Origin of the sequence: Kineococcus terrestris (assembly GCF_041020755.1) — a bacterium.
In the GTDB taxonomy this organism is placed as follows: domain Bacteria; phylum Actinomycetota; class Actinomycetes; order Actinomycetales; family Kineococcaceae; genus Kineococcus; species Kineococcus terrestris.
Genome location: NZ_JBEUEI010000010.1, coordinates 35,618 through 58,330, shown reverse-complemented (window position 1 = coordinate 58,330; position 22,713 = coordinate 35,618). Strand labels below are relative to the sequence as shown.

Here is a 22,713-nt window from a genome sequence, read left to right as displayed (position 1 = left end):
TGCGTGACGTGTGGGACCGCTGTGCCGCGTGCGACGCGCGGCACAGCGGTCAGCGCCGCGGCGGAACGGTCGAGCGCCGGGGCGGTGCGGTCGAGTGCCGAACGACGAGCGAGGTCGCCAGCTCCACGCGCGTGCCGCTGACCTCCTGCCCGTCGGCCAGCGACAGCACCGTGCGGGCGGCCGCCGCGCCCATCTCGGCCAGCGGCTGGCGCACCGTCGTCAGCGGCGGGGAGGCCCACTCGGCCAGCTGCAGGTCGTCGAACCCGACGACCGAGACGTCCTCCGGCACGCGCAGCCCGCGCCGGCGCACCGCCTCGTACACGCCCAGCGCCATCTGGTCGCTGGCCGCGAAGATGGCGGTCGGCGGGTCCTCCAGCTCCAGCAGCGCCCGCGCCTCGCGGTAGCCGGACTCCTGGTGGAAGTCGCCCTGGCGCACCAGCGCCGGGTCCATCGCCAGGCCCGCGGACTCCAGCGCCGCGCGGTGCCCGTCCAGGCGCGCCCTGCTGCACAGCAGGTCCGGCGGGCCGCCGACCAGGGCGGTGCGCCGGTGCCCGAGCCCGACGAGGTGCGTGGTCGCGGCCAGGCCGCCGGCCCAGTTCGTCGCCCCCACCGACGGCACACCGGCCGGGGGCACGCCCGCGGGATCCACGACGACCAGCGGGACGGAGCGCTCCTGCAGCCACGGCTCCAGGTCGCGCTGCACGTGCGAGGTGACGAGCAGGACGCCGTCGCTGCCGCGCGAGCCCAGGTCGTGCAGCCACTGCCGGGCGGCGGTGGCGCTGCCGTGGACGGCGGAGACGACCACCCCGGCGCCCGCGGCCCGCGCGACCTCCTCGACCCCGCGCAGGATCTCGACCGCCCAGGGGGAGTCGAGGTCGTCGAAGACGAGGTCGAGGAGGCCGGTGCGGGCGCGCGCCGCCGCGGCGCGCTGCGGCCGGTAGCCGCGCGCCCGCAGCAGGGCCTCCACGCGCTCCCGCGTCGCCGCGGCGACGTCACCGCGGCCGTTGACGACGCGGGAGACGGTGGGGACGGACACGCCGGCCTCGCGCGCGATCTCGGTGATCGTCACGGGTCGGCCGGGTGTGCTCACGGCGCCCACGCTAGCCGGGTGCCGGGCCGTGCGGGACGGACCCGCGCGGGAGCGGGCCCCGCGGGCTCAGCGGCCCCAGCCGGCGCGGGTGGCCGCGCGCAGGGTGTCCTGCAGCGCGTTGTACGCCGGCTTGCGCTCGTAGGTCTCCGTCGTGACGGTCGCCGAGCCCTCGGAGGGGAAGAACACCGGCACCCACGAGTACTTGTCGGTGAAGCCCCAGATGGTGAAGGACTTGCACTCGCGCACGTCCAGGCAGGCCTGCAGGGCCCGCTGGTAGTAGTCGGCCTGCTGGGCCAGCTGCGCGGCCGTGGGACCGTCCTCGCCGACCTCCATGCGCACGTCGATCTCGGTGATGGCGGTCTCCAGGCCGAGGTCGACGAAGCGCTGCAGGTTCGCGCGCAGGTCGTTCGGGAAGCCGTACTGCGTGCTCAGGTGGCTCTGCGGGGCGAAGCCGTGCACGGGCACGCCGTCGGCCAGCAGGTCCTGGATCAGCTCGTAGTAGGCGTCGCTCTTGGCGTTGAACGACTCCACGTTGTAGTCGTTGAAGTACAGCTTCGCCTTCGGGTCGGCCTCGTGCGCCCAGCGGAACGCGTCGGCGATGATCCCCGGCCCGAGGCGGGTGATCCAGATGTTCTCCTCCCGGAACTCGCCCTCCTCGGTGAAGATCTCGTTGGCGACGTCCCACTGCTGGATGCGCCCGGCGTAGCGGCTGACGACCGTGGAGATGTGGTCGCGCAGGATCTCGCGCAGCTCCTCGTCGGTGAAGTCGCCCTCGGTCAGCCACTCCGGGTTCTGGCTGTGCCACAGCAGGGTGTGCCCGCGCACGACCTGGTCGTGCTCCTGCGCGAACCGCACGATGGCGTCGGCCGGGTAGAAGTTGTAGAAGCCCTGCTGGGGGTGGATGTACTCCCACTTCATCTGGTTCTCCGCCGACAGCGAGGAGAACTCGCGCGCCAGGCGGTCGCGGTACTCCACGTCGTAGGCGAACGGGTCGGCGTACGGCTGCTCCTCGTGGTGGCCGCCGCCGGCCACCGCCGAGCCGAGGTAGAACCCCTTCGGGGCCGCCGCGCGCAGGGTGTCGCGCGGGTTCTGGTGGTCCTTGAGCACCGCCCGGTCCTTGGCGCGGTCGGCCGCGCGGTCGTCGACGGCCGTGGAGGGCGCGGCGGTCGCGACGAGCACCGCGGGCGCCGCGACGGCCGCGGCGGCCAGCGCGAGCAGCCGGCGGCCGCGGGGACGGGCGGGGACGGGGTGGGTCGTGCGGGGACTGCGGGAGGGGCGCATGTCTCTCCTCGGCTCCATCGCCTGGTTCGCTTCCGGAACTGTTCCGGAAGGTGGTCCGGACCCTAGGCAGGCTCACAGGCGGCGTCAAGGGTTCACCTGCCGGTGACCGCGGTCCGCCGTCCGGGTGCCTGCGACCCCGTCCCCGCGAGCCCGTTCCCGCACGTCCCACCGGCTCGTACGCTGTGCCGCGTGCTCCCGCCCCGGACGTCGGCGTGGCGGCCCGGCCGGCCGGTCCCGCTGCAGGTGCAGCTCGCGACGCTGCGCCGCGGCGCCGGCGACCCCACCTACCGGCGCACCGCCGACGGGGCCGTGTGGCGGGCCACCCGCACCCCCCTCGGGCCGGTGACGCTGCGGCTGGCGCTCGTGCCCGCCGACGCCGTCGTCGAGGCCACCGCCTGGGGCCCCGGCGCCGAGTGGGCGCTGGCCGGGGTGCCCGACCTGCTGGGCGCCGCCGACACCACCGCGGACGACTTCCGCCCCAGTCCCGAGCACCCCGCCCTCGTCGAGGCCCACCGCCTCCACGGCGGCTGGCGCGTGCCGCGCACCCGCTCGGTGTTCGAGGCCCTCAGCGCCTCCGCGCTGGAGCAGGTCGTCACCTGCGTGGAGGCCTTCGCCGCCTGGCGCCGCCTCGTGCAGCGCTTCGGCGAGCCCGCCCCCGGGCCCGCCGGCGCCGCCGGGCTGCTGCTGCCGCCCGCACCGCGCGACTGGCTGCGCGTGCCGTCCTGGGAGTGGCTGCAGGCGGGCGTCGAGCTGCGCCGGCGCCGCGTCACCCTGCTGGCCGCGCCGCGCGCCGCCGCCCTCGAGCGCACCGTCGACCTCGCCCCCGAGGACGCCGACCGGGCGCTGCGCTCCCTGCCCGGCGTGGGCGTGTGGACGTCCGCGGAGGTGCGCCAGCGCGCCCACGGGCACGCCGACGCGTTCTCCTTCGGCGACCTGCACGTGGCCAAGGACGTCTCGCACGCCCTCGTCGGGGAGGTCCTCGACGACGCCGGGTGCGCGGAGGTCATCGAGCGCTACCGCGGGCACCGCTTCCGCGTGCAGCGCCTGCTCGCCCTCGCCGGGCACCGCCGCCCCCGCCGCGGGCACCGCGCCGCCCTGCCCACCCACACCCCCAACCGCGCCGTGCGCGCCCACCGCGGGGTGCGCGGGTGAGGGTCCTCGTGCTCGGCTGGTCCAGCGTCCTGCACGGGGAGGCCACCGCCGGCGACGTGCTGGCCACCGAGGCCGTCGCCGCGCGCCTGCGCGCCGACGGCGTCGCCCACGACGTCGCCTGGAGCCCGGCCATGCACCTGGCGTACGGCCCGCGCGGCGGGATCCTGCTCGACGAGGCGGACCCGGGCGCCTACACGCACGTGGTGTGGGTGTGCGGGCCGCTGGCGGGCGAGCCCGTGCGCGAGGTCCACGAGCGCTTCGCGGCCGCCCGCCGCGTCGCCGTGGGCGTCTCCGTCCTCGACCCCGCCGATCCCGCGGTCACCGGCTTCCACGCCGTCGTGCCCCGCGACGCTCCCGGCGGCCCGGCCGAGCGCGACCTGGCCGCCCGGCCCGTGCCGGCGGCCGTCCCCGTCGTCGGGGTGTTCCTCACCCACGGGCAGGGCGAGTACGGCGCGCGCCGCCGCCACGACGAGGTCTCCCGCGCCCTCGGCGACTGGCTGGGCGGGCTGGACGTGGCCGCGCTGCAGCTGGACACCCGCCTGGACCCGCGCGACTGGCGCCACCCCTCCACCGCCGAGCAGGTCGGCTCCGTGGTGGCGCGCCTGGACGTGGTCGTCACCACCCGCCTGCACGGCCTCGTGCTGGCGCTGGCGGCCGGGGTGCCCGCGCTGGCCGTCGACCCGGTCGCCGGCGGCGGCAAGGTCAGCGCCCAGGCCGGGGCGTGGGCGTGGCCCGGGCTGCTGGGCTGCGAGGAGGTCCTGGCCGCCGACGGCGCGCTGGCGCTGGACGAGCAGTTCGCCTGGTGCCGCTCGGGCGACGGCCGCGCCGCCGCCCTGGCCGCGCGCGACGCCCGCGCCGCCACGGGCGCCGGTCAGCTCGACGCCCTCGCCGCTGCCCTGCGCACCCCCTGACCCGCACGACCGCCGTTCCCCGAGCCGTCCCGGCTGCTGCGCCCGACGTCCCTCCCTGCCGTGATCATGGATGGGTGAGCGTTCGACCGTGCATGATCACGGCGGGAGGAGGAGTTCAGGCGGGGTCGGGCACGCGCACGACGACCTCGTCGGCCGCGACGCGCTCGACGCCGCCGGTCAGGCCCTCGGCCCACAGCGCCGCCAGCACGCGCTGGGTCAGCGCGCCCAGCGCGAAGGGGTCCGCCGAGCGCAGCCGCAGCCCCGGCGACATCCCGAACCGCGCCCCCAGCACGTCGGCCGAGACGGCTTCCGCCCCACCGGCGCTGCCGGGCCCGCCCGCGGTGGCGACCTGCGCGCACCGGGCCAGCCGCTCCGGCAGCGGGCCGGGCACCACGGGCGCCGGCTCGACGTCCGCCGCGCCGATCGCCGCGCGCACGGCCTCCACGTGCCCCAGCCGGAACCAGTCGCCCGCCGCGCCGCGCACCAGCTCGCGCGCGCCCGCGCCGTCGCCGGCGGTGACCAGGTGCGACAGCCCGCGCAGCAGCGCCGCCGGCACCCCGTCGGTCTTGCCCTTGACCAGGTCGGCGGCCGCGGCGACCTCGTCCGCGAGGGCGCGCGCGGTGACGGTCAGCGTGCGCCCGGCGCTGTCCGGCGCGCCGCGCAGGTCGTCCAGGACGACCAGGCCCGCCGCGCCGAGCGCGAAGTCGGTCTGCCCCTCGCGCCAGGGCCGGCCCGCGGTGTCGGTGACGACGACGCCCACGACGGCGCCGGTCAGCTCGTGCAGGTCCGCGCGCAGCCGCGCGGCCACCGCGTCGCAGTCGTCGGGCAGCAGCAGCACCGTGCCGTCGGCGACGTTCGAGGCGTCCACGCCGGCCGCCGCCATCACCGGTCCCGCGGCGGCCTCCACGACCCGGGCCACCCCCGCCGGGGTTCGCCGCTCGGCGACGACCCGGCGCGTCTGGGCGGCCACGACCCGCTCGCGGTCCTCTGCGGGCGCGCTGAGCCCGGCCGCCTTGGAGACGACCTTGCTGGAGACGGCGATGACGTCGCCGTCGGCCAGCGAGGCGCGCTGGGCGTGCAGGGCGTCGACGACCAGGCGCGCGAGGTCCTGCCCCTGCGTCACCTCGCCGAGGCCCGTCAGGCCCACCACCTGCACGGACGCGGTGCGCCGCACGGCCGGCGCGCTCACGCGGCGCGCTCCCGCCCGGCCAGCTCGGCGGCCAGGTCGAGGGCGGCGCCGGCCAGCTCGGCGGTGGCCCGCGGGTCGCTCATCAGCAGCGGGCGGCCGCGCACGACGAGGCCGGGGGCGCTCGCGGCGGCGGCGGCGCGCGCCTGCTCGGCGTCGTCCTCGGCGACCAGCCAGCCGTCGAGGAAGTCGGCGTACAGGCCCGCGACGGCGCCGGCGGTGGTGGGCACGCCGATCGCGGCCAGGCAGGCGTCGGCCATGCCGCGCACGGGGGCGCCGCCGATGACGGGGGAGACCCCGACGACCGGGGCGGCCGTGGCGCGCAGGGCCTCGCGCACGCCCGGCACCGCGAGGACCGTGCCGATGGACACGACGGGGTTGCTGGGCGGCAGGACGACGACGTCGGCGCCGGCGACGGCCTCCAGGACGCCGGGCGCGGGCCGCGCGTCCGCCGCGCCGACCGGTTCGAGCGCCAGCGCGGGGACGGCGGCGTGCAGGCGCACCCACCACTCCTGGAAGTGCACGCGCCGGCCGCCGGGCTCCCCGTCGTGCGCGGCGCGCTCGGCCTCGGGGACGGGGGCCAGGTCGACGTGGGTCTCCACGACGTCGTCGGTCATCGGCAGCAGCCGCACCCCGGGCCGCCAGCGCCGGCACAGCTCGGCCGTCGCCTCGGACAGGGTGCGCCCCTCGCGCAGCATCCGGGTGCGCACGAGGTGGGTGGCGATGTCCTTGTCGCCCAGCGTGAACCAGGTGGGCTCCTGGCCGTAGGCGGCGAGCTCGTCCGCGACGCCGGAGGTCTCCTGCGAGCGTCCCCAGCCGCGCTGCTCGTCGATGCCGCCGCCGAGGGTGTACATGACCGAGTCCAGGTCCGGGCACACGCGCAGCCCGTGCAGCGTGACGTCGTCGGCGGTGTTGCTGACGACGGTGACGACGGCGTCGCGGCGGGCCGGGTCGGGCGAGGCGCGCAGGGCGGCCAGCAGGCCGCGCAGGAAGCGGGCGCCGCCCACGCCGCCGGCCAGCGCGGTCACGCGCAGCCCGCCGGCGGGCTCGGTCGAGGGGTCGGCCGGGGCGCCGGTCGCGAGGTCGTGCGGAGGTGCTGACGTCACCGCGCCATCCTCCCCGACGACCGCCGCGGGGGGCGCCGGGGGAGGTCGGGGACCGGTCCGCGGCAGGGGTCCGCGGCGGATACCACGCCGGGCTTGACTCCTGCGGACGACACGCGTGTAATTCCACCAGTGGGGTCGCTTCGTGACCGCCACGTCACCAGGAGTGATCAAACAGGCCCGGAGGGACACCGTGGAGACCAGGACCGACCTGAACCCGCCCGCCGTGGACCGTGGACGCCCCGAGCTGACCCTCGTCGCCGTCGACGGCCGCCCCGTGGCCGACCCCCTCACCGGCGACCTGCCCGGCGACGCGGCCGGCGACCTCGCCGGCGGGTACGCGGGCGGCCTCGGCCGGCCGCTGACCCCGGAGGACCCGGGCTGGCAGGAGCTGGCCCTGTGCGCGCAGACCGACCCCGAGGCGTTCTTCCCCGAGAAGGGCGGCTCCACCCGCGAGGCCAAGCGCGTCTGCTCCGGCTGCGAGGTCCGCCAGGAGTGCCTGGAGTACGCGCTGTCCAACGACGAGCGCTTCGGGATCTGGGGCGGGCTGTCCGAGCGCGAGCGCCGCCGCCTCAAGCGCGCCACCGGCTGACCCGCCGGCCCGCGCCGCGCGCGGGCCGGCCACCGGTCCCTCAGTCGCCCTCGTAGCGGGGGTCGACGTCCTCGGGCGCCATGTCCAGCAGGTGCGCCACCTGCTCCACGACCACGTCGGTGACGAGGTCGTCCAGCTCGTCCTCCTCCGCGCGCGTCTCCACCGGGCGCCGGTAGACCACGACCCGCGCCGGGGAGCGCCCGTCGGCCGGGAACAGCCGCCCGAGCGGCACCACGTCGTCCTCCCACGGCGCCGGGTCCGAGGGCGGCACGTCCTCCACGGCGAACTCCACGCCCGACAGCTCGTCGGCCCACCGCCGCTCCAGCAGCTCCACCGCGTCCAGCACCAGGTCGTCGAAGCGCTCCGCGCGGCTGCGCGCGGCCGGCAGCGCCGACGGGATCAGCGGCCCCCGCAGACCCCGCCCGTGGCGGTCGCGGCGGCGGGGCCGGCGCACGCGCGCGCGGCCCTCACCGTCCCGGGGGGCCCCGGGTCGGGGGACGGGTCGGGGGGCGGGCACCGGGGAACGGTAGCGCCAGGACCCCGGGCCGGTCGCCGCCCCGCCCGTCCCGCCCGTCGCGCCGCCCGACCCGCCGGGCGCGCCGCCCCGCACCGTCCGCGCCGGGCGGGTACCGTGCGCCGGGTGAGCACCTCGCGACCGAGCACCCGCCCCGGGCGGCAGGCTCCCGAGCGGAGGTGCTCGCGCACGGCGTGCGGACGTCCCGCCGTGGCGACCCTCACCTACGTGTACTCCGACTCCACCGCCGTGCTCGGGCCGCTGGCCACCTACGCCGAGCCGCACTGCTACGACCTGTGCGGCGAGCACGCCGAGCGGCTGACCGCCCCCCGCGGGTGGGAGGTCGTGCGCCTGGCCCCCGACGTCGTCGAGGCCGCCCGCGGCCACGACGACCTGCTCGCGGTCGCCGACGCCGTGCGCGACCGCCCGGCCCTGCCGCGCGAGGCGCCGCCCGAGCGCGGCCCGGCGGGGCGCGCCCACCTGCGCGTGCTGCGCGAGGGTCCCCGCAGCTCCTGAGGGCGTCGGGGACCGCCCGCGCGCTTCGCCCGCGCGGGTGCTCAAGGCGCGGCGGCGGCCTGCCGATGCAGGGGCGTCGCCCTGCGTCCAGCCCGCCGGAGGTCAGCCCGTGCCTGTCGTCAGCTCCAGCCCCGCCCGCAAGCCCCGCCGCTCCCGCGCCGCCCAGCCCGCCCCGCCGCTGGGGTCGCTGACCCAGGTCCAGCACCGCGAGAACGCCGAGTGCGGCGCCTGCGGCAGCGAGCGCGTCACCCGGGTCGCCATGTCGCTCACCGACGGCACCCCCGTGCAGTTCGTCTCCTGCCACGTGTGCGAGGAGCGCAGCTGGCGCTCGGCCGCCGGGCCGCTGACCGTCGACGCCGTCCTGGACCGCACGCGCAAGAAGTGACGGCCGGGCGGTGCCGCGGGGGCGGCGGCCTGCCGTCCGGACGGGTGGACCCGCGCCCGCGTCCCGCGCGAGCCCGCCCCGGGCGGACCCGGCGCTTGTAGGGTCGCGGCGTGACCGACCCCGCCGCGGCCCCCGCCGCGACCACCGAGTCCTCGCAGCCCCCGCAGCCCCGCGCGCCGCTGGACCTGGCGTCCGTCGTCAAGGCCTACGACGTGCGCGGTCTGGTCCCCGACCAGATCGACGCCGGGGTCGTGCGCGCCCTCGGCGCCGCCTTCGCCGAGGTCGTCGTCCTGCCCGAGGTGGCGGCGGGCGCGCGCCCGAGCGCCGTCGTCGGCCACGACATGCGCCCCTCCTCCCCGGAGCTGTCGCGGGCCTTCGCCGACGGCGTCGCCTCGCGCGGCGCGGACGTCGTGCTCATCGGGCTGTGCTCCACCGACGGCCTCTACTACGCCAGCGGCGCCCTCGGCGTGCCCGGCGCCATGTTCACCGCCTCGCACAACCCCGCCCAGTACAACGGCATCAAGCTGTGCCGCGCGGGCGCGCGCCCCGTCGGGCAGGACACCGGCCTGGCCGCCGTGCGCGAGCTCGCCCAGCGCTGGCTGGACGCCGGCGAGGTCCCCGCCACGGGCGCCGAGCCCGGCGCGGTGAGCACCCGCGACGTCCTGGCCGACTACGCCGCCCACCTGCGCTCGCTGGTCGACCTGTCCGGCGCGCGGCCGCTGCGCGTGGTCGTCGACGCCGGCAACGGGATGGCCGGTCACACCGTGCCCGCCGTCCTGGGCGGCGCGGCCGGGCTGCCCGCCCTGCCGCTGGCGGTGGAGGAGCTGTACTTCGAGCTCGACGGCACCTTCCCCAACCACGAGGCCAACCCGCTGGACCCGGAGAACCTGCGCGACCTGCAGGCCGCCGTCCCGCGCGCCGGCGCCGACCTCGGCCTGGCCTTCGACGGCGACGCCGACCGCTGCTTCGTCGTCGACGAGAACGGCGACCCCGTCTCCCCGAGCGCCGTGACCGCGCTGGTGGCCCGCCGGGAGATCGCCAAGGAGCGCGCCGCGGGCCGGCAGGCCGTCGTCATCCACAACCTCATCACCTCCCGCGCGGTGCCGGAGATCGTCGCCGAGGACGGCGGGACGCCCGTGCGCACCCGCGTCGGGCACTCCTTCATCAAGCAGCGCATGGCCGAGGAGGACGCCGTCTTCGGCGGCGAGCACTCCGCGCACTACTACTTCCGCGACTTCTGGTCCGCCGACACCGGGATGCTCGCCGCGATGCACGTCCTGGCGGCGCTCGCCGAGAGCGACCGGCCCCTGTCGGAGCTGGCCCGCGAGTACGAGCGGTACGTCTCCAGCGGCGAGGTGAACTCCACCGTCGCCGACGCCGCGGCCGTCACCGACCTCGTCGAGCAGCGCTTCACCGCCACCGGCGACGTGGACGTGGACCGCCTCGACGGGCTGACGATCACCTCGCGCAGCGAGCCGGTGTGGTGGTTCAACCTGCGCGCCAGCAACACCGAGCCGCTGCTGCGGCTGAACGCCGAGGGCGCCGACGAGGCGACCATGGTGCGGGTGCGCGACGAGGTCCTGGCGATCGTGCGCGGGCAGGAGTCGTGAGCGCGGCCGAGCCCGGCGCGGCGCCGTCCGGCGGGCCCCTGCGCGTCGACGATCGCACCCTGGCGCTGCTGCGCTGCCCCGTCACCGGCGAGCCCCTGAGCGGGCCCGTCGAGGTCGAGGGCGAGAGCGTCCTCGTGACGCCGTCCGGGGTGCGCTACCCCGTCGTGGACGGCATCCCGGTGCTGCTGGCCGACGAGGCCCGCGGCCTGCCCGCGCACCTCGCGGGCGGGGAGGAGGACGCGTGACCGGCATCGACGAGACGCTGCTGGCCGACGGCGACGCCCTGAGCGCCGCCGACCCCTCGGGGGTGCTGCGCGCCCTGGCCGGCGCCGGGGCGCAGGTGCGCGAGGCCGTGGACCTCACCGTCGCGGCGGGCGTGGACCGGCTCGCGGAGGAGGGCCGGCCGCGCTCGGTCGTCGTCGCCGCCCTCGGCGGGGCGTCCTCGGTGGCCGACGTGCTGCTGTCGCTGGCCGGGCGCGGCTGCCCCGTGCCCGTCGTGGTGCGCCGCGGCGGCCCGCTGCCCAGCTGGGTCGGCCCGCTCGACCTCGTCGTGGCCGTGTCGGTGTCCGGGCGCGCGCCCGGCCCGGTGGGCCTGGCGGTGGAGGCCGCCCGCCGCGGCGCGCGCGTGGTCACCGTCGGCGCCGAGGGGTCCCCGCTGGCCGAGGTCGGCGCCCGCGGCGGCAACCTGCACGTCCCGCCCGCGCGCGGCGTGCGCGCCGACGGCTCGGCCGTGCGCTCGTCCCGCTTCGCGCTGTGGTCGCTGCTGACGCCCGTGCTGCTGGCCGCCGACGCCCTGGACCTCGTGCAGGCCCCCGCCGGGCTGCTCGGGCAGGTCGCCGACCGCCTCGACACCGAGGCGGAGACCTGCCGGCCGTGGTCGGAGCCGTTCGTCAACCCCGCCAAGGCGCTGGCGCTGGAGCTGGCCGGGACCGTGCCCGTCGTGCTGGCCGACGGCGACCTCATGGCCGCCGCGGCCCGCCGCAGCGCCTCCGTGCTGGCCCGCACCGCCCGCGTGCCCGCGGTCAGCGGCGCCCTGCCCGACGACGCCGGCGACGTCGTGTCCACCTTCGGCGGGCCGTTCTCCGCCGGGCCCGACGACGTGTTCGCCGACCCGTTCCTCGACGGGCCCGCCGGCCCGCGCGAGCAGCTGCTGCTGCTGCGCGACGCCCCCGCCGTCGTGCCCGACGCCGACCTGGCGCTCGTGGAGGCCGTGGCCACCACGGCCGGCGAGGCGGGCGTGCGGGTCAGCGAGGTCGTCGCCGAGCCCGGCCCGGACCTGGCGCGCCTGGCGCAGGTCGTCGCCCGCACCGACTACGCCGCCACCTACCTGGCGCTGGCCACCGGCACCGACCCCGGGCAGTCCCCGCACCTGGCCGACCTGCGCGAGCGCACGGGCTGAGGGCGCGCCGTCAGGACCCGGCCGCCGCCGGGTCCTGCGGCGCGGGCACGTCCCGCGGGTCCCGGCAGGCCAGCGCGCCGACGGCGGCGGTGGCCAGCACCAGCAGCAGGGCGAGGGTGAAGTTCGCGCCCACCAGGTGCTTGACGAGGTCCGAGGCGCCGTCGGTGAGCAGGACCACCCAGAACTGCGCGGCCAGCGCCACCGCGAGGACCAGCCCCGCGCCGGCGAGGGCGCGGGTCGCCGGCTGCCGCCGCCGCACGTGCGCGACGACGACGCACGCGCCGACCGCCAGCAGGTACGCGGCGAGCAGGACGAGGGGCCTGCCGCCGAAGGCCGCCCGCCAGGCGTCGTGCACCACGCACACCCGGCACTCCAGCGCCCCCTGCGGCCGGCCCGCCGAGGCCGGGTAGGAGTACACGTAGTCGGCGCGCAGGCGCCCCATCCCCTCCGCGCCGCGGTCGGCCATCGCCACCAGCCGCACCGGGTCGCGCAGGTAGACGCCGAGCCGGCGCGGCAGCGACGCGCGCTCGCTGAACCCGTCGAAGGCGGGGGAGTTCGCGGCGCTGCCCGGCGCCCCGATGGGCACGCCCGAGGAGGTGACCATCGCGGCGGGCAGGCCCAGCGCCGCGAGGTCGCCGGCCGGGTCGGGGCTGTGCGGGAGCATCTCCACGAAGACGGCGGCGTAGTCGTTCTGCGTGGTGAAGCGGTCCGGCTGCGCGTGCAGGTAGGCGCCGGTGCCCGCCACCAGCGCCGCGGCCAGCCCGAGCGCGGGCAGCCGCCGCACCAGCGCGGAGCCGCCGCGGCCCAGCGGGCGCACCAGCAGCAGCGGCACCACGGCGGCCAGCGCGGTGGCGTTCTGCGTCTTCGCGCCCACCAGCAGGGCGGTGGCCGCGGTGACCGCCAGCAGGTGCGGGAACCGCACGACGGGCGCGCGCAGCAGCACCACCACGGTCGCCGTCAGCGCCAGCAGCCCGGTGAAGGTGGCCGGCTCGGAGTAGGCGGAGGCGAAGTAGCCGGCGAAGGTCGCGTCCGCCGCGACGAGGAACAGCGCGGCGGCCACCAGCAGCCGCGCCGGCCAGCGCCGGGCCACCAGCAGCGTCAGCGCGGCCACGAGCGCGCCGACGAGGAGGCTGGACAGCACGGCCAGCACCCCCAGGTCCAGCCCGTCGTGGTCGGTGAGCAGGTGCGTCAGCCGGGTCGCGACCCAGGCGGGCGCCAGCTGGGTGGAGCGGTAGCGCTCCCCGGCGGCGCCGCAGTCCTCCCCGTACCAGGTGTGGTCGAACCACAGCGGGTACAGGTGGTCGCGGGTGGAGGTGTTGTAGGCGTTGCCCTGGCGCAGGCCGAGCTGGCACAGCAGCCGGTGCCCGTCGCCCTGGTCGCTGAGCCCGACCAGTCCGCCGCCGAGCATCCGCAGCGCGAACAGCGCCGACAGGACGCCGGTCAGCACCAGGTACCCGGTGACGGGCAGCCGCCGCAGCCGGGCCCTCACCGCGGCACCAGCCCGGTGCGCAGCGTCCCCGTGACGGGGCCGTCGACGGCGGCCAGCCAGCACTGCGCCTGCCCGTCGCGCACGACGACGTCGGCGCGCCAGCCGGTGGCCGCACCGGGCTCGGCGGGAGGGGTGCCGGTGTACTCGTGGCCGCGCTGCTCGCAGGCCGCGGTCCGCTCGGGGGCGGGCGGGCCGGCGGGGACGTCGCCGGCGCGCTCGGCGTCGTGCGGCTGGTCGCACGTGTGCAGGCGCTCGCCGCTGCGGCACAGGCGCACCCGCGCGGAGTCGGTGTACCGCATGACGTCGCGCAGCGGCACGTCGATCCGCGGCACGGTGCCGGGCGGGGCCTCCACGACGAGGTCGCACAGCACGGTGCGCACCCCGTCCTCCCACTCGGCGCGGGTGGGGAACTTCGCGAACACGCCCAGGCCCCACTGGCTGTCCAGCTCGCCCGCCCCGAGGTAGGGGCGCAGGGGTGCCAGCGGGCACGTCTCGCCGGGCGCGTTCAGCAGCACCTCCGGGGCGGGGCGCTGCGGGCCGAGCCGGGCGACCTCGTCGGCCAGCGCACCGAGCGCGTAGGTCTCCACCGTGTGCGGCGAGGTGCACGGGACGGCGGGGGAGCTGTCGCTGACGCCGACCACCTCCTCGGCGGTCGTCTTGTCCTTGCAGGTGCCCACGACGACGGCCGTGGTGGGCAGCTCGCCGACCGGCGCGGGGGCGCAGGCGGCCAGCGCGCCGACCAGGGCGGCGAGGACGCCGAGGGGAGCGGGTGCCGCGGGCAGCGGCGCGCGCCGGGCGCGGGTCGGTCGTCGACGTCGCACGCGGGGCTCCGGGGGTCGGGTGGAGGGGACCCTCGTGTCCTCGACCCCTCCTCGGGACGGCTTGAGCCGCGGGGGTCAGGCCGCCAGCAGCTCGGGCACCCGCCCGAGCGCCAGGGCCGCGACGCGCTGCGAGGCCAGGCCGTCGCCGTAGGGGCTGGGCGTGCGGGCCAGGGCCGCGGCGACCTCCGGGCGCGCCATGCGCTCGGCGTGCGCGGCCAGGTCGCCCGGTTCGCTGAGGACGGAGAACCCGGCGGCCACCGACTCGGGGCGCTCGGTGCTGGTGCGCACCACGACGAGGGGCTTGCCCAGGACGGTGACCTCCTCCTGCACGCCGCCGGAGTCGGAGACCAGCAGCGACGCGTGCACCGCCAGCGCCAGGAACGTCCCGTGGTCCACGGGCGGGTGGTCGCGCACGGCGGCGGGCAGGGCGATCCGCTCGCGCGCCAGCGCGGCCCGCGTGCGCGGGTGCAGGGGCAGCACCACGGGCCGGCCCAGCGCGCCGAGCTGGTCGACGAGCGTGCGCAGCCGGACGGGGTCGTCGGTGTTCTCCGGCCGGTGGGCGGTGGCCAGCACGAAGCCCGGGGCCACGCCGTGGCGCTCCAGGACGGCCGCGGCGCGCTCGGGGGAGGGCAGGAGGGCCCGCACGGCCTCCACGACGGGGTTGCCGGTGACGTGGACCGCGTCGGCCGGCACGCCGCCGTCGAGCAGGTTGCGCGCGTTCTCGGGCGTGGCCGCGCAGTGCACGTCGGCCAGGGCCGAGACGAGCAGCCGGTTGGTCTCCTCCGGCATGGTGCGGTCGTGGCTGCGCAGGCCCGCCTCGACGTGCACGACCGGGATCCCGAGGTAGTGCCCGGCCTGCGCGCCCGCGTTGGTGGTGTTCGTGTCGCCCTGCACGACGACGGCGCGCGGGCGGGTGCGGGTGAACAGATCCGCGAGCTGGCCGACCATGGTCGCCACCTGCTGCGCGCGGGTGCCGCCGCCCACCCCGGTGACGGCGGGCGCGACGGGGTCCAGGCCGCAGGAGCGGAACACCGCGTCGGTCAGCTCCGCGTCGTAGTGCTGGCCGGTGAACACCGCCTCCCCGTCGGCGCCGAGCGCCGCGAGCACGGGCGCCAGCTTGATGATCTCCGGGCGGGTGCCGAGGACGACGGCCGCCCGGCCCGCCGCCTCAGCCACGGCGCACCGCCGCGACGGCCTCGCGGACCCGGCCGCGCAGGCCCCAGCCGGCCACGAGCAGCGCCGCGGCCGCCACCGGGACGGCCGGGCCCGGCAGGGCGGGCACGGGGACGGTGCGGGCGTTGGCGCCGCAGGTGACGGTGCCGACGTTCACCTCGGCGGCCAGCCCGCTGAGCAGGGTGATCCGCAGGGCGGAGGCGCGCACGCTCCCGGCGCCCGCCGGCGCGTCCTGGACGTTGAGCCCGAGGGTCGCGACGCCGGGGACGGTCACGCCGCTGTTCGCGGCGGGGTTCCCGGTCAGCGACAGCACGGTGGAGGTGACGTTGCCGGTGAGGCCGACGGTGACGACCCGGGCGTTGACCAGCCGGGCGCTGGCCGTCGCGGTGCCGTCCGAGGAGGCCGTGCAGGAGGCGTGGAGCGCGTCGGCGCGGACCTCCGTGCCGGGGACGAGGACGACGCGCACGCCGCCGGTGCCGCTGCTCGTGGTGCAGATCCCGGTGGCGCCGACGGTGACCGCCCCGCCGGACCCGACGAGGCCCGCGCACGCGGTGGACGTGCCGTCGCCGCGGGCGGCGGCGGTCTGCACGAGCGTCCCGGCGGTGATCCCGCCCTGGCCGCCCAGCACCGACAGGGCCGGCGTCTGGGCCGTCGTGACGAGCGCGGTCGAGCCGTCGTTCGAGGCCGTCGCGGTGCCGCTGGTGGCCAGCGGCGCGGTGAGCGCGCCGACGCGGGCGGCGTTCGCCGCGGCGGTCGACGTGTCGGCGGCCGCCGGGCCGGCAGCGAGCAGGAGCGCCGCGGCTCCCGCGGCGGCACCCGCGAGGACCGGCCGGGCGGACCGGCGGGGGGTGGGGTCCGTGTCCATGTCGGCTCCTCTAGGCGGTCGGGACGGGGGACGGCGGGCTGGTGGCGGGGGAGGGTGCGGGGAGTTCCGCGGGCGGTCCGTCGGCGGGTGCCGCGGCGTCGCGGGGCCGGTCGTTCGCGCGGGCGGTCTTGTCCCACTCGGTGCGCCCGCGCAGGACGCGGAACAGCGCGCGCCAGGCGCACACCTGCAGCAGGTAGCCGTAGCCGATGTTCGCCACGGCCATCCACGCCGCCTGCCGGCGCGTGATGAACGTGCCGCAGTGGGTGCGGTAGAACGCCCCCCACAGCGCGTGCGGCAGGACGCCGAACAGCAGCGCCAGCGGCACCAGGCCCCACGCCCCGGCCAGCAGCCACTCGTCGGCGCCGGTGGGGTGCGTCAGCGCGTACCAGCAGGTGACGAGGGTGCTCAGCGGGAACACCACGCTGCCGAGGACCTGCGAGAACGGCACCCACATGTAGTGGGCGACCTCCAGCGCGCCGGCCACCGGGACCTGCGGGGAGTTCAGGACCCGCCACAGGTAGCGCAGGCACTGGATGTTCCCCTGCGCCCAGCGGGTGCGCTGGCGCAGCAGCGGGCCCACCCGGTCCAGGCCGTCCTGGGCGACGAACGTGTCGTGGCAGTACTCGGTGCGGTGCCCGGCCAGCAGCACGTGCAGACCGAGCTCGAAGTCCTCCAGGAGCGCGCCGTGCCAGGGGGTGCCGTGCTCGCGGGCCACGTCGTCGAGGGCGGTGAGGCGGGTGAACTGCCCGTTGCCGCCCATCGCGACGCTGCCGGTGCGCCGGCGCAGGAACTGCATGGCGGCGATGGGCCCGGCGAACTCCAGGTCCTGCAGGCGGACCAGGAGGTGGTCGCCGCGCGTGCGCGCCGTGGAACCCACGAGCCGGTCCAGGTCGGTGCCCACCAGGGCGTCGACGTCCTGCGTGATGCGCACCTGCACCTGCACGGCGCCCACGGACGGGTCGCCGAACAGGGTGGGCCCGGCGATGACGTCGGGGCAGAACTGCTCCAGGCGGCCGTCGGCGTCGACGACGCCGACGACGACGCGCGAGCGGTCGGCGCCCGGGGGCAGTTCCGCGCTGATGGCCCGCCAGGCCGCGTTGAGGGCCTCGCCCTTGCCCCGCCGGGCCACCGGCCGCCGGCGGCTGACGACGCGCACCTTCTCGTGCCGCGCCGCCAGCCAGGCCAGCAGGTCCGGGGTGAGGTCGGTGGAGTGGTCGTCGACGCACCAGACGGTCGCCTCGGGGAAGGTGTCCAGCAGGTGCTGGACGGTCCCGACGATGACCGTCTCCTCGTCCAGGCAGGGGATGACGACGTGCCAGGTGAAGTCGGCGCGGTCGCCCAGCTCCACCTCGCCGTGCCGCAGGAACGGGCGCAGCACCGAGACGACGTAGGCCAGGAACGCCACGCACAGCACGAACGCGGCCGTGTTCAGCAGGGCCAGGCCGAGGTGGGGGCTGCTCACGGTGCCACCTCCGCCCGCGCCAGCAGGCGGCTGCCGCGCACGATCAGCACCAGGAACACCAGGCCCCCGGCGACGATCCCCACGGTGGAGACGACGGTGCCGGCCAGGACGTGGGTGGCGCCGTACCCGCGCTCCAGACCCCAGGCGCGGACGCCGCTGGCGATGGTCAGCAGGCGCAGCTGGTTGACGGCGACGACGACGACGGCGGCCGTCGCCAGCGCCCCGACCGGCACGACGAGCGGGACCCGCCGCACGGGCAGCAGCAGCGCGGTGACCGCCACGAACGGCAGCAGCAGGACGAGGGCGCTGCAGCCGATGGTGGTGGTGTGGCCGACGAGCAGCCCCTCCACGCGGTACAGGGTGCTGTCGCCCGCGCAGGTCGCGGCGGTCCCGGTGGCGCGCACGAGCGCGGCGGACGCGCACGCCTCCGCGTGCCGGACGGCGGCGTCGCGGGTCAGCAGGATCGCGTACCCGGCCACCAGCGCGGCCGTCAGCGCGGTGCGCAGCGGCCCGACCCGGTGCAGCTCGCGCAGCACCGCCGCGCCGCTCACGAGCCCTCCCCGTCGCGGCGAGCGCGGTACAGGCGCTCCTCGGCCACGTGCCAGACGGCGCGCAGGTCCTCCGCCTCGGCGCTGGTCGCCCACGCGGTCGTGGCCGCGTAGCCGGTGGCCCGCAGCACCGTCGACAGGGCCGCCGCCCGGTCGGCGGCCTCCGCCGCGTCGGCACCGGGCAGGACCGCGCCGAACTGGCGGGCGGTCAGCCGCGCCACCACGGCCCGCGGCAGCGCGCGCACCACCAGGTCGGTGCCGCGCTGCAGCCGCGCGGAGGAGCGCACCCGGCCGAGGTCGACGAGCAGCACCACGACGGGCAGGCCCCGCTCGGCGCTGCGCAGGTCCTCCTGGCGCAGCAGCGCGCCCCAGCCGGCGCGGCTGGACAGGGCGGTCACGCGGTCGGCGTTCTCGCGGCGCAGCCGCTCGGCCTCCTGCTCGCGCAGCGCGGCGTCGGCGCGCACCTCCGCCTCCAGCGACTGCGACAGCAGGCCGGCGAAGGCGTGCGCGAGGGGCTCCAGGCCGTCCGCGAGCGCGGCGGTGGGGCGGACGTTCCACCCGGCCAGCACGCCCAGGAGGGCGCCGTCGCCGGCGCGCACGGGCACCCCGGCGTAGGCGGTCATCCCCAGGGAGATCGCGTAGGGGGCGCGGGCGTAGTTCGGGACGGCGGCCACGTCCGGGGCGACGGCCGGGCCCAGGCCGTTGACCATGCGCCGGCACACCGCCGCCGACCACTGCAGCCGCTGGCCCACCCGCACGCCCTGCGCCTCGTCGGAGACCGCCAGCGGCAGCAGCGTCTCGCCGTCGACGCGGCCCAGGTACCAGCTGTCCAGGCCGCTGACGCGGGGCAGGGCGGCCACGACCTCGCGGGCGCTGCGGCGCAGCGACGTGCTCGTGCCGGCGGTGGCGGGCACGGCGGCGGGACGCCGCGGTGCGGCGTCCGTCGACGGCAGCGCGCTGCGCGCCGCCAGCTCCACCATGCTCACCGTCGGGGCATCGGCCCGCCGCCCGCCGCGGCTGGATGCGCCGGGCGGGTGGACTCCGGTTCGCCCGGGCACCCGTCCCGGCGTCCCTGGGGCTCGTCGACGGGGACTAGGCAGTGAGCGACTGAAGGACTAGTCGCCGCCTGCCGAGGTTCTAGAGGTGACTCGAGCCCCCGGCACCACCGGCGACCGCCCGCGCCGCCGCCGCGCGGCCGTCGTCGTCGCGCCGCTCCTCGTCCTGCTCGCCGGCCTCGGTCTGACGACGGCGGGCGCGCTGGCGGTGCGCGCCGACGGGCGGGAGGCCGCCCACCGCGCCAGCCAGCAGCTGGCCACCGAGGAGGCGGCCGACCTCGCCGAGACCGTCGAGCAGTACGGCCTCGCGATGCGCTCGCTCGCCGAGGGCGTCGGCGCGCAGCCCGCCGTGTCCGACCGGGTCTTCCAGGCGCTCGCCGCCCCGCTGGACGCCCTGCCCGGGGTGGCGTCCCTCCTGTACACCGTGCCGGTGGAGCCGGGGGAGGACGAGGTCGCCGCGGCGCAGGAGCGGCTGCGCCGGCAGCTCGGCACCGCCCTCACCCTGCAACCGCGCGACACCGAGCTCGGCGAGCACCGCTTCGTCGTCTCCTTCCGCGCCGTGGACACCGGCGGCACCGCGCTGGGCGCCGACGCCGCCGCGCTGCCCCAGGTCGCCGCGGCCGCCACCCGCGCCCGCGACACCGGCTCGGTCACGGTCAGCGGCGCCTACGTCCTGCTCAGCGACCGCTCCCTGCCCGCGGAGCTGCAGCAGCTGTCCGTCGTCGTCATCGCCCCCGTCGTCGCCGGCGACGACCAGGCCGACGCCGGCGCCTTCCGCGGCTGGGTGTCCGCCGCCTTCCGCACCGGCGCGGTCCTGGACGGCTCCACCAGCCGCCGCACCGCCGGGGACGCGCGGCTGCGGCTGTGGGACGTCACCGACGGCCCGGTCGAGCTGGGCGCCGTCGACCCCTCCGGACCCCTCGACGAGCGGTCCACGACCACCGCGCCGCTGCTGGCCGCCGACCGGACCTGGCAGCTGGAGGTCACCCCCACGCGGACGATGGCCGTCCAGGCGTCCTGGATGAAGCCCGGGCGCGCCGCGACCGCCGGCACCCTGGCGAGCCTCCTGCTGGCCGGCCTCACCCTGTCCGTCACCGCCGGCCGCGCCCGCGCCGAGAACCGCGTCGCCGAGGCCACCGACACGCTGGCCGCCGAGGTCGCCGACCGCCGCACCGGCGAGGAGCGGCTGCGCACCCGCGAGGCCGAGCTGAGCGCCTACTCCACCGTCGTCGCCGACCGCCTGCGCCTGCCGCTGGCGCACCTGGCGGAGATGTCCGAGCGCGCGGCGGCCCGCCCGTGGGCGTGCGAGGAGGACCGCCAGGCGCACCTGGCCGACGTGGCGCGGCGCCTCGACGCCGCCCGCCGCCTCGTCGACGACCTGCTGCTGTACGCGCGCGCCGGCGAGCTCGTCCTCGCCGCCCGCGCCGTCGACCTCGGCTCGCTGGCCACCGCCGTCTGCGCCGAGCGGCTGGCCGCCGTCCAGCACCTGCCGGAGGAGCAGCGCCCCCGCTTCGACGTCCAGCCGCTGCCCGAGGTCGTCGGCGACCCCGGCCTGCTGCGCCAGCTGCTGACCCGCCTCGTCGACAACGCCGTCGTGCACGCCCCGCCCGGGCAGTCCGCCTCCGTGCGCGTCAGCGCCGACCTGACCGGCGCCCGCTTCCGCGGCGAGGAGTGGCGCGTGGAGGTGCGCGACCGCGGCCTGGGCGTCCCGCCGGACCGCCGCGGCCGCGTCTTCGAGCCCTTCGCCGGGGAGGACGGCGACGTGCTGCTGGAGTCCAACCACCTCAGCCTCGCCCTGTGCCGGCGCGTCGCCCGCCGCCTGGGCGGGGAGCTCGGCCTGTCCGACGACCCGCGCGGCGGCAGCGTGTTCTGGTTCACGCTGCCCGTGCGCAGCACGGCCGGGGTGCCCGCGGCGGGCGCCGTGGAGCCGGGCGGGGGGGCGCCAGCCCTGGCCGCGCGCTGAGGGGCTCCCGCGGGAGGGTGCTCGCGCGGGGCCCCGCGTACCCTGGGAGGGCTCCGGCGTCCGGTGATGCCGCGAGGCCCAGAGGGGCCGCGCCGGGAGACCCCAGACCGCGAGAGAGGACACCCGTGTCGCACGAGCCGTTCGAGTTCCAGGTCCGCGACCTGTCGCTGGCCGCCGCCGGCCGCCACGAGCTGCGCCTGGCCGAGCACGAGATGCCGGGCCTGATGGCTCTGCGCGCCGAGTTCGGCGAGAGCAAGCCGCTGTCCGGCGCCCGCATCGCCGGGTCCCTGCACATGACCGTGCAGACCGCCGTGCTCATCGAGACCCTGGTCGCCCTGGGCGCGCAGGTCCGCTGGGCCAGCTGCAACATCTTCTCCACCCAGGACCAGGCCGCCGCCGCGGTCGTCGTCGGCGCCGGCACCCCCGAGGCGCCCGCTGGCGTGCCCGTCTTCGCCTGGAAGGGCGAGACGCTGCAGGAGTACTGGGCGCTGGCCGAGCGCATCTTCGACTGGGGCACCGACGCCGACGGCCACCGGGTCGGCCCCAACATGATCCTCGACGACGGCGGCGACGCCACGATGCTCGTCCTGGAGGGCAAGCGCTTCGAGGCCGCCGGCGCCGTGCCCGAGCCGACGGAGGAGGACTCCGAGGAGTACCGGGTCGTCCTGGACCTGCTGCGCCGCAGCCTGGCCGAGGACCCGCAGCGCTGGACGCGCGTCGCGGAGGGCATCGGCGGGGTCACCGAGGAGACCACCACCGGCGTGCTGCGCCTGGCCGAGTACCACCGCAACGGCGTGCTGCCCTTCCCGGCGGTCAACGTCAACGACTCGGTGACCAAGTCGAAGTTCGACAACACGTACGGCACCCGCCACTCGCTCATCGACGGGATCAACCGCGCCACCGACGTCCTCATCGGCGGCAAGGTCGCGGTCGTGTGCGGCTACGGCGACGTCGGCAAGGGCAGCGCCGAGTCGCTGCGCGGGCAGGGCGCCCGCGTCGTCGTCACCGAGGTCGACCCCATCAACGCCCTGCAGGCGGCGATGGACGGCTACCAGGTCGTGCGCCTGGACGACGTGGTGGAGACGGCGGACATCTTCATCACCGCCACCGGCAACCGCGACGTGATCATGGCCTCGGACATCGTCCGGATGAAGCACCAGGCGATCGTCGGCAACATCGGCCACTTCGACAACGAGATCGACATGGCCGGCCTGGCGCGCGTGCCCGGCGTGGAGAAGGTCGAGATCAAGCCGCAGGTGCACGAGTGGCGGATCCCCGCCGACGGCGACCGCCCCGCGCACAGCGTCATCGTCCTGTCCGAGGGCCGGCTGCTGAACCTGGGCAACGCCACCGGGCACCCCAGCTTCGTCATGTCGAACTCCTTCACCAACCAGGTCCTCGCGCAGATCGAGCTGTTCACCAAGCGCGAGTCCTACCCGGTGGGCGTGCACGTGCTGCCGAAGCTGCTGGACGAGAAGGTCGCCCGCCTGCACCTGGACGCCCTCGGGGTGCGGCTGACCGAGCTGACCAAGACGCAGGCCGCCTACCTGGGCGTCGACGTCGCCGGCCCGTTCAAGTCGGACGCCTACCGGTACTGA

At 77.7% G+C, this 22,713-nt stretch carries 22 protein-coding genes; 10 read left to right on the top strand and 12 right to left on the bottom strand.

Annotated features, from left to right (window positions below; translation table 11 throughout):
* Window positions 1-49: 49 nt before the first annotated feature.
* On the bottom strand, window positions 50-1,090 hold the full coding sequence (locus AB8M62_RS08125; RefSeq protein ID WP_369052031.1) for a LacI family DNA-binding transcriptional regulator: 1,041 nt from the start codon (window positions 1,088-1,090) through the stop codon (window positions 50-52).
* Between the two features lie 66 nt (window positions 1,091-1,156).
* Window positions 1,157-2,371 (bottom strand): endo-1,4-beta-xylanase, encoded by a 1,215-nt coding sequence (locus AB8M62_RS08120; protein ID WP_369052032.1) that lies wholly within the window; start codon window positions 2,369-2,371, stop codon window positions 1,157-1,159.
* Window positions 2,372-2,560: 189 nt separating this feature from the next.
* On the opposite strand from AB8M62_RS08120, the gene AB8M62_RS08115 reads away from it, so the two are divergent.
* Complete coding sequence (locus AB8M62_RS08115) at window positions 2,561-3,523, top strand: DNA-3-methyladenine glycosylase family protein (RefSeq protein WP_369069185.1); 963 nt, start codon at window positions 2,561-2,563, stop codon at window positions 3,521-3,523.
* On the top strand, window positions 3,520-4,434 hold the full coding sequence (locus AB8M62_RS08110) for a polysaccharide pyruvyl transferase family protein (protein WP_369052034.1): 915 nt from the start codon (window positions 3,520-3,522) through the stop codon (window positions 4,432-4,434). Before AB8M62_RS08115 ends, AB8M62_RS08110 begins: the two co-directional genes overlap by 4 nt.
* A 115-nt stretch (window positions 4,435-4,549) precedes the next feature.
* Here the strand turns inward: AB8M62_RS08110 and cofE are convergent, their stop codons facing one another.
* Window positions 4,550-5,623, bottom strand: a complete 1,074-nt coding sequence (gene cofE / locus AB8M62_RS08105; protein WP_369052035.1) for a coenzyme F420-0:L-glutamate ligase — start codon at window positions 5,621-5,623, stop codon at window positions 4,550-4,552.
* Complete coding sequence (gene cofD / locus AB8M62_RS08100; protein ID WP_369052095.1) at window positions 5,620-6,654, bottom strand: 2-phospho-L-lactate transferase; 1,035 nt, start codon at window positions 6,652-6,654, stop codon at window positions 5,620-5,622. Before cofD ends, cofE begins: the two co-directional genes overlap by 4 nt.
* Before the next feature lie 430 nt (window positions 6,655-7,084).
* On the opposite strand from cofD, the gene AB8M62_RS08095 reads away from it, so the two are divergent.
* Entirely contained in the window at window positions 7,085-7,315 is a 231-nt protein-coding gene (locus AB8M62_RS08095) for a WhiB family transcriptional regulator (protein WP_369052096.1), read from the top strand.
* A 40-nt stretch (window positions 7,316-7,355) separates the two neighbouring features.
* On the opposite strand, the gene AB8M62_RS08090 is transcribed toward AB8M62_RS08095, so the two are convergent.
* A complete protein-coding gene (locus tag AB8M62_RS08090; RefSeq protein ID WP_373694886.1) occupies window positions 7,356-7,832 on the bottom strand; it encodes a metallopeptidase family protein in 477 nt (158 codons plus the stop codon).
* A gap of 123 nt (window positions 7,833-7,955) precedes the next feature.
* Here AB8M62_RS08090 and AB8M62_RS08085 point away from each other — a divergent pair, with 123 nt between their 5' ends.
* From AB8M62_RS08085 to AB8M62_RS08065, 5 genes are all read left to right on the top strand, one after another.
* Window positions 7,956-8,345 carry a DUF3499 domain-containing protein gene (locus AB8M62_RS08085; RefSeq protein ID WP_369052037.1) on the top strand — a complete coding sequence of 130 codons (390 nt, stop codon included), beginning with the start codon at window positions 7,956-7,958 and terminating at the stop codon, window positions 8,343-8,345.
* Between the two features lie 109 nt (window positions 8,346-8,454).
* Window positions 8,455-8,730: a hypothetical protein gene (locus AB8M62_RS08080; RefSeq protein ID WP_369052038.1), complete on the top strand. Its 276-nt coding sequence runs from the start codon at window positions 8,455-8,457 to the stop codon at window positions 8,728-8,730.
* Between the two features lie 179 nt (window positions 8,731-8,909).
* Entirely contained in the window at window positions 8,910-10,340 is a 1,431-nt protein-coding gene (locus tag AB8M62_RS08075) for a phosphomannomutase/phosphoglucomutase (protein WP_369069213.1), read from the top strand.
* On the top strand, window positions 10,337-10,585 hold the full coding sequence (locus AB8M62_RS08070; RefSeq protein WP_369069184.1) for a Trm112 family protein: 249 nt from the start codon (window positions 10,337-10,339) through the stop codon (window positions 10,583-10,585). The genes AB8M62_RS08075 and AB8M62_RS08070 overlap by 4 nt, the downstream gene beginning before the upstream one ends.
* On the top strand, window positions 10,582-11,739 hold the full coding sequence (locus tag AB8M62_RS08065; protein ID WP_369052040.1) for an SIS domain-containing protein: 1,158 nt from the start codon (window positions 10,582-10,584) through the stop codon (window positions 11,737-11,739). The genes AB8M62_RS08070 and AB8M62_RS08065 overlap by 4 nt, the downstream gene beginning before the upstream one ends.
* Before the next feature lie 10 nt (window positions 11,740-11,749).
* Here the strand turns inward: AB8M62_RS08065 and wsfD are convergent, their stop codons facing one another.
* From wsfD to AB8M62_RS08030, 7 genes are all read right to left on the bottom strand, one after another.
* Window positions 11,750-13,228 carry a glycan biosynthesis hexose transferase WsfD gene (wsfD, locus tag AB8M62_RS08060; RefSeq protein WP_369069183.1) on the bottom strand — a complete coding sequence of 493 codons (1,479 nt, stop codon included), beginning with the start codon at window positions 13,226-13,228 and terminating at the stop codon, window positions 11,750-11,752.
* Window positions 13,225-14,049 (bottom strand): septum formation family protein, encoded by an 825-nt coding sequence (locus AB8M62_RS08055; RefSeq protein WP_369052042.1) that lies wholly within the window; start codon window positions 14,047-14,049, stop codon window positions 13,225-13,227. The genes wsfD and AB8M62_RS08055 overlap by 4 nt, the downstream gene beginning before the upstream one ends.
* Before the next feature lie 75 nt (window positions 14,050-14,124).
* Window positions 14,125-15,225, bottom strand: a complete 1,101-nt coding sequence (wecB, locus tag AB8M62_RS08050; RefSeq protein WP_369069182.1) for a non-hydrolyzing UDP-N-acetylglucosamine 2-epimerase — start codon at window positions 15,223-15,225, stop codon at window positions 14,125-14,127.
* The gene (locus tag AB8M62_RS08045; protein WP_369052044.1) at window positions 15,218-16,087 is read right to left on the bottom strand and encodes a hypothetical protein; all 870 of its coding nucleotides are present in this window, start codon (window positions 16,085-16,087) and stop codon (window positions 15,218-15,220) included. Before AB8M62_RS08045 ends, wecB begins: the two co-directional genes overlap by 8 nt.
* A gap of 10 nt (window positions 16,088-16,097) precedes the next feature.
* On the bottom strand, window positions 16,098-17,549 hold the full coding sequence (locus tag AB8M62_RS08040) for a glycosyltransferase family 2 protein (RefSeq protein ID WP_369069181.1): 1,452 nt from the start codon (window positions 17,547-17,549) through the stop codon (window positions 16,098-16,100).
* A complete protein-coding gene (locus tag AB8M62_RS08035) occupies window positions 17,546-18,100 on the bottom strand; it encodes a hypothetical protein (RefSeq protein ID WP_369069180.1) in 555 nt (184 codons plus the stop codon). Before AB8M62_RS08035 ends, AB8M62_RS08040 begins: the two co-directional genes overlap by 4 nt.
* Window positions 18,097-19,077, bottom strand: a complete 981-nt coding sequence (locus tag AB8M62_RS08030; protein WP_369069212.1) for a GAF domain-containing protein — start codon at window positions 19,075-19,077, stop codon at window positions 18,097-18,099. The genes AB8M62_RS08035 and AB8M62_RS08030 overlap by 4 nt, the downstream gene beginning before the upstream one ends.
* Window positions 19,078-19,240: 163 nt before the next feature.
* Here AB8M62_RS08030 and AB8M62_RS08025 point away from each other — a divergent pair, with 163 nt between their 5' ends.
* Window positions 19,241-21,115, top strand: a complete 1,875-nt coding sequence (locus AB8M62_RS08025; RefSeq protein ID WP_369069179.1) for a sensor histidine kinase — start codon at window positions 19,241-19,243, stop codon at window positions 21,113-21,115.
* Window positions 21,116-21,240: 125 nt separating this feature from the next.
* Entirely contained in the window at window positions 21,241-22,713 is a 1,473-nt protein-coding gene (ahcY, locus tag AB8M62_RS08020) for an adenosylhomocysteinase (protein ID WP_369052048.1), read from the top strand.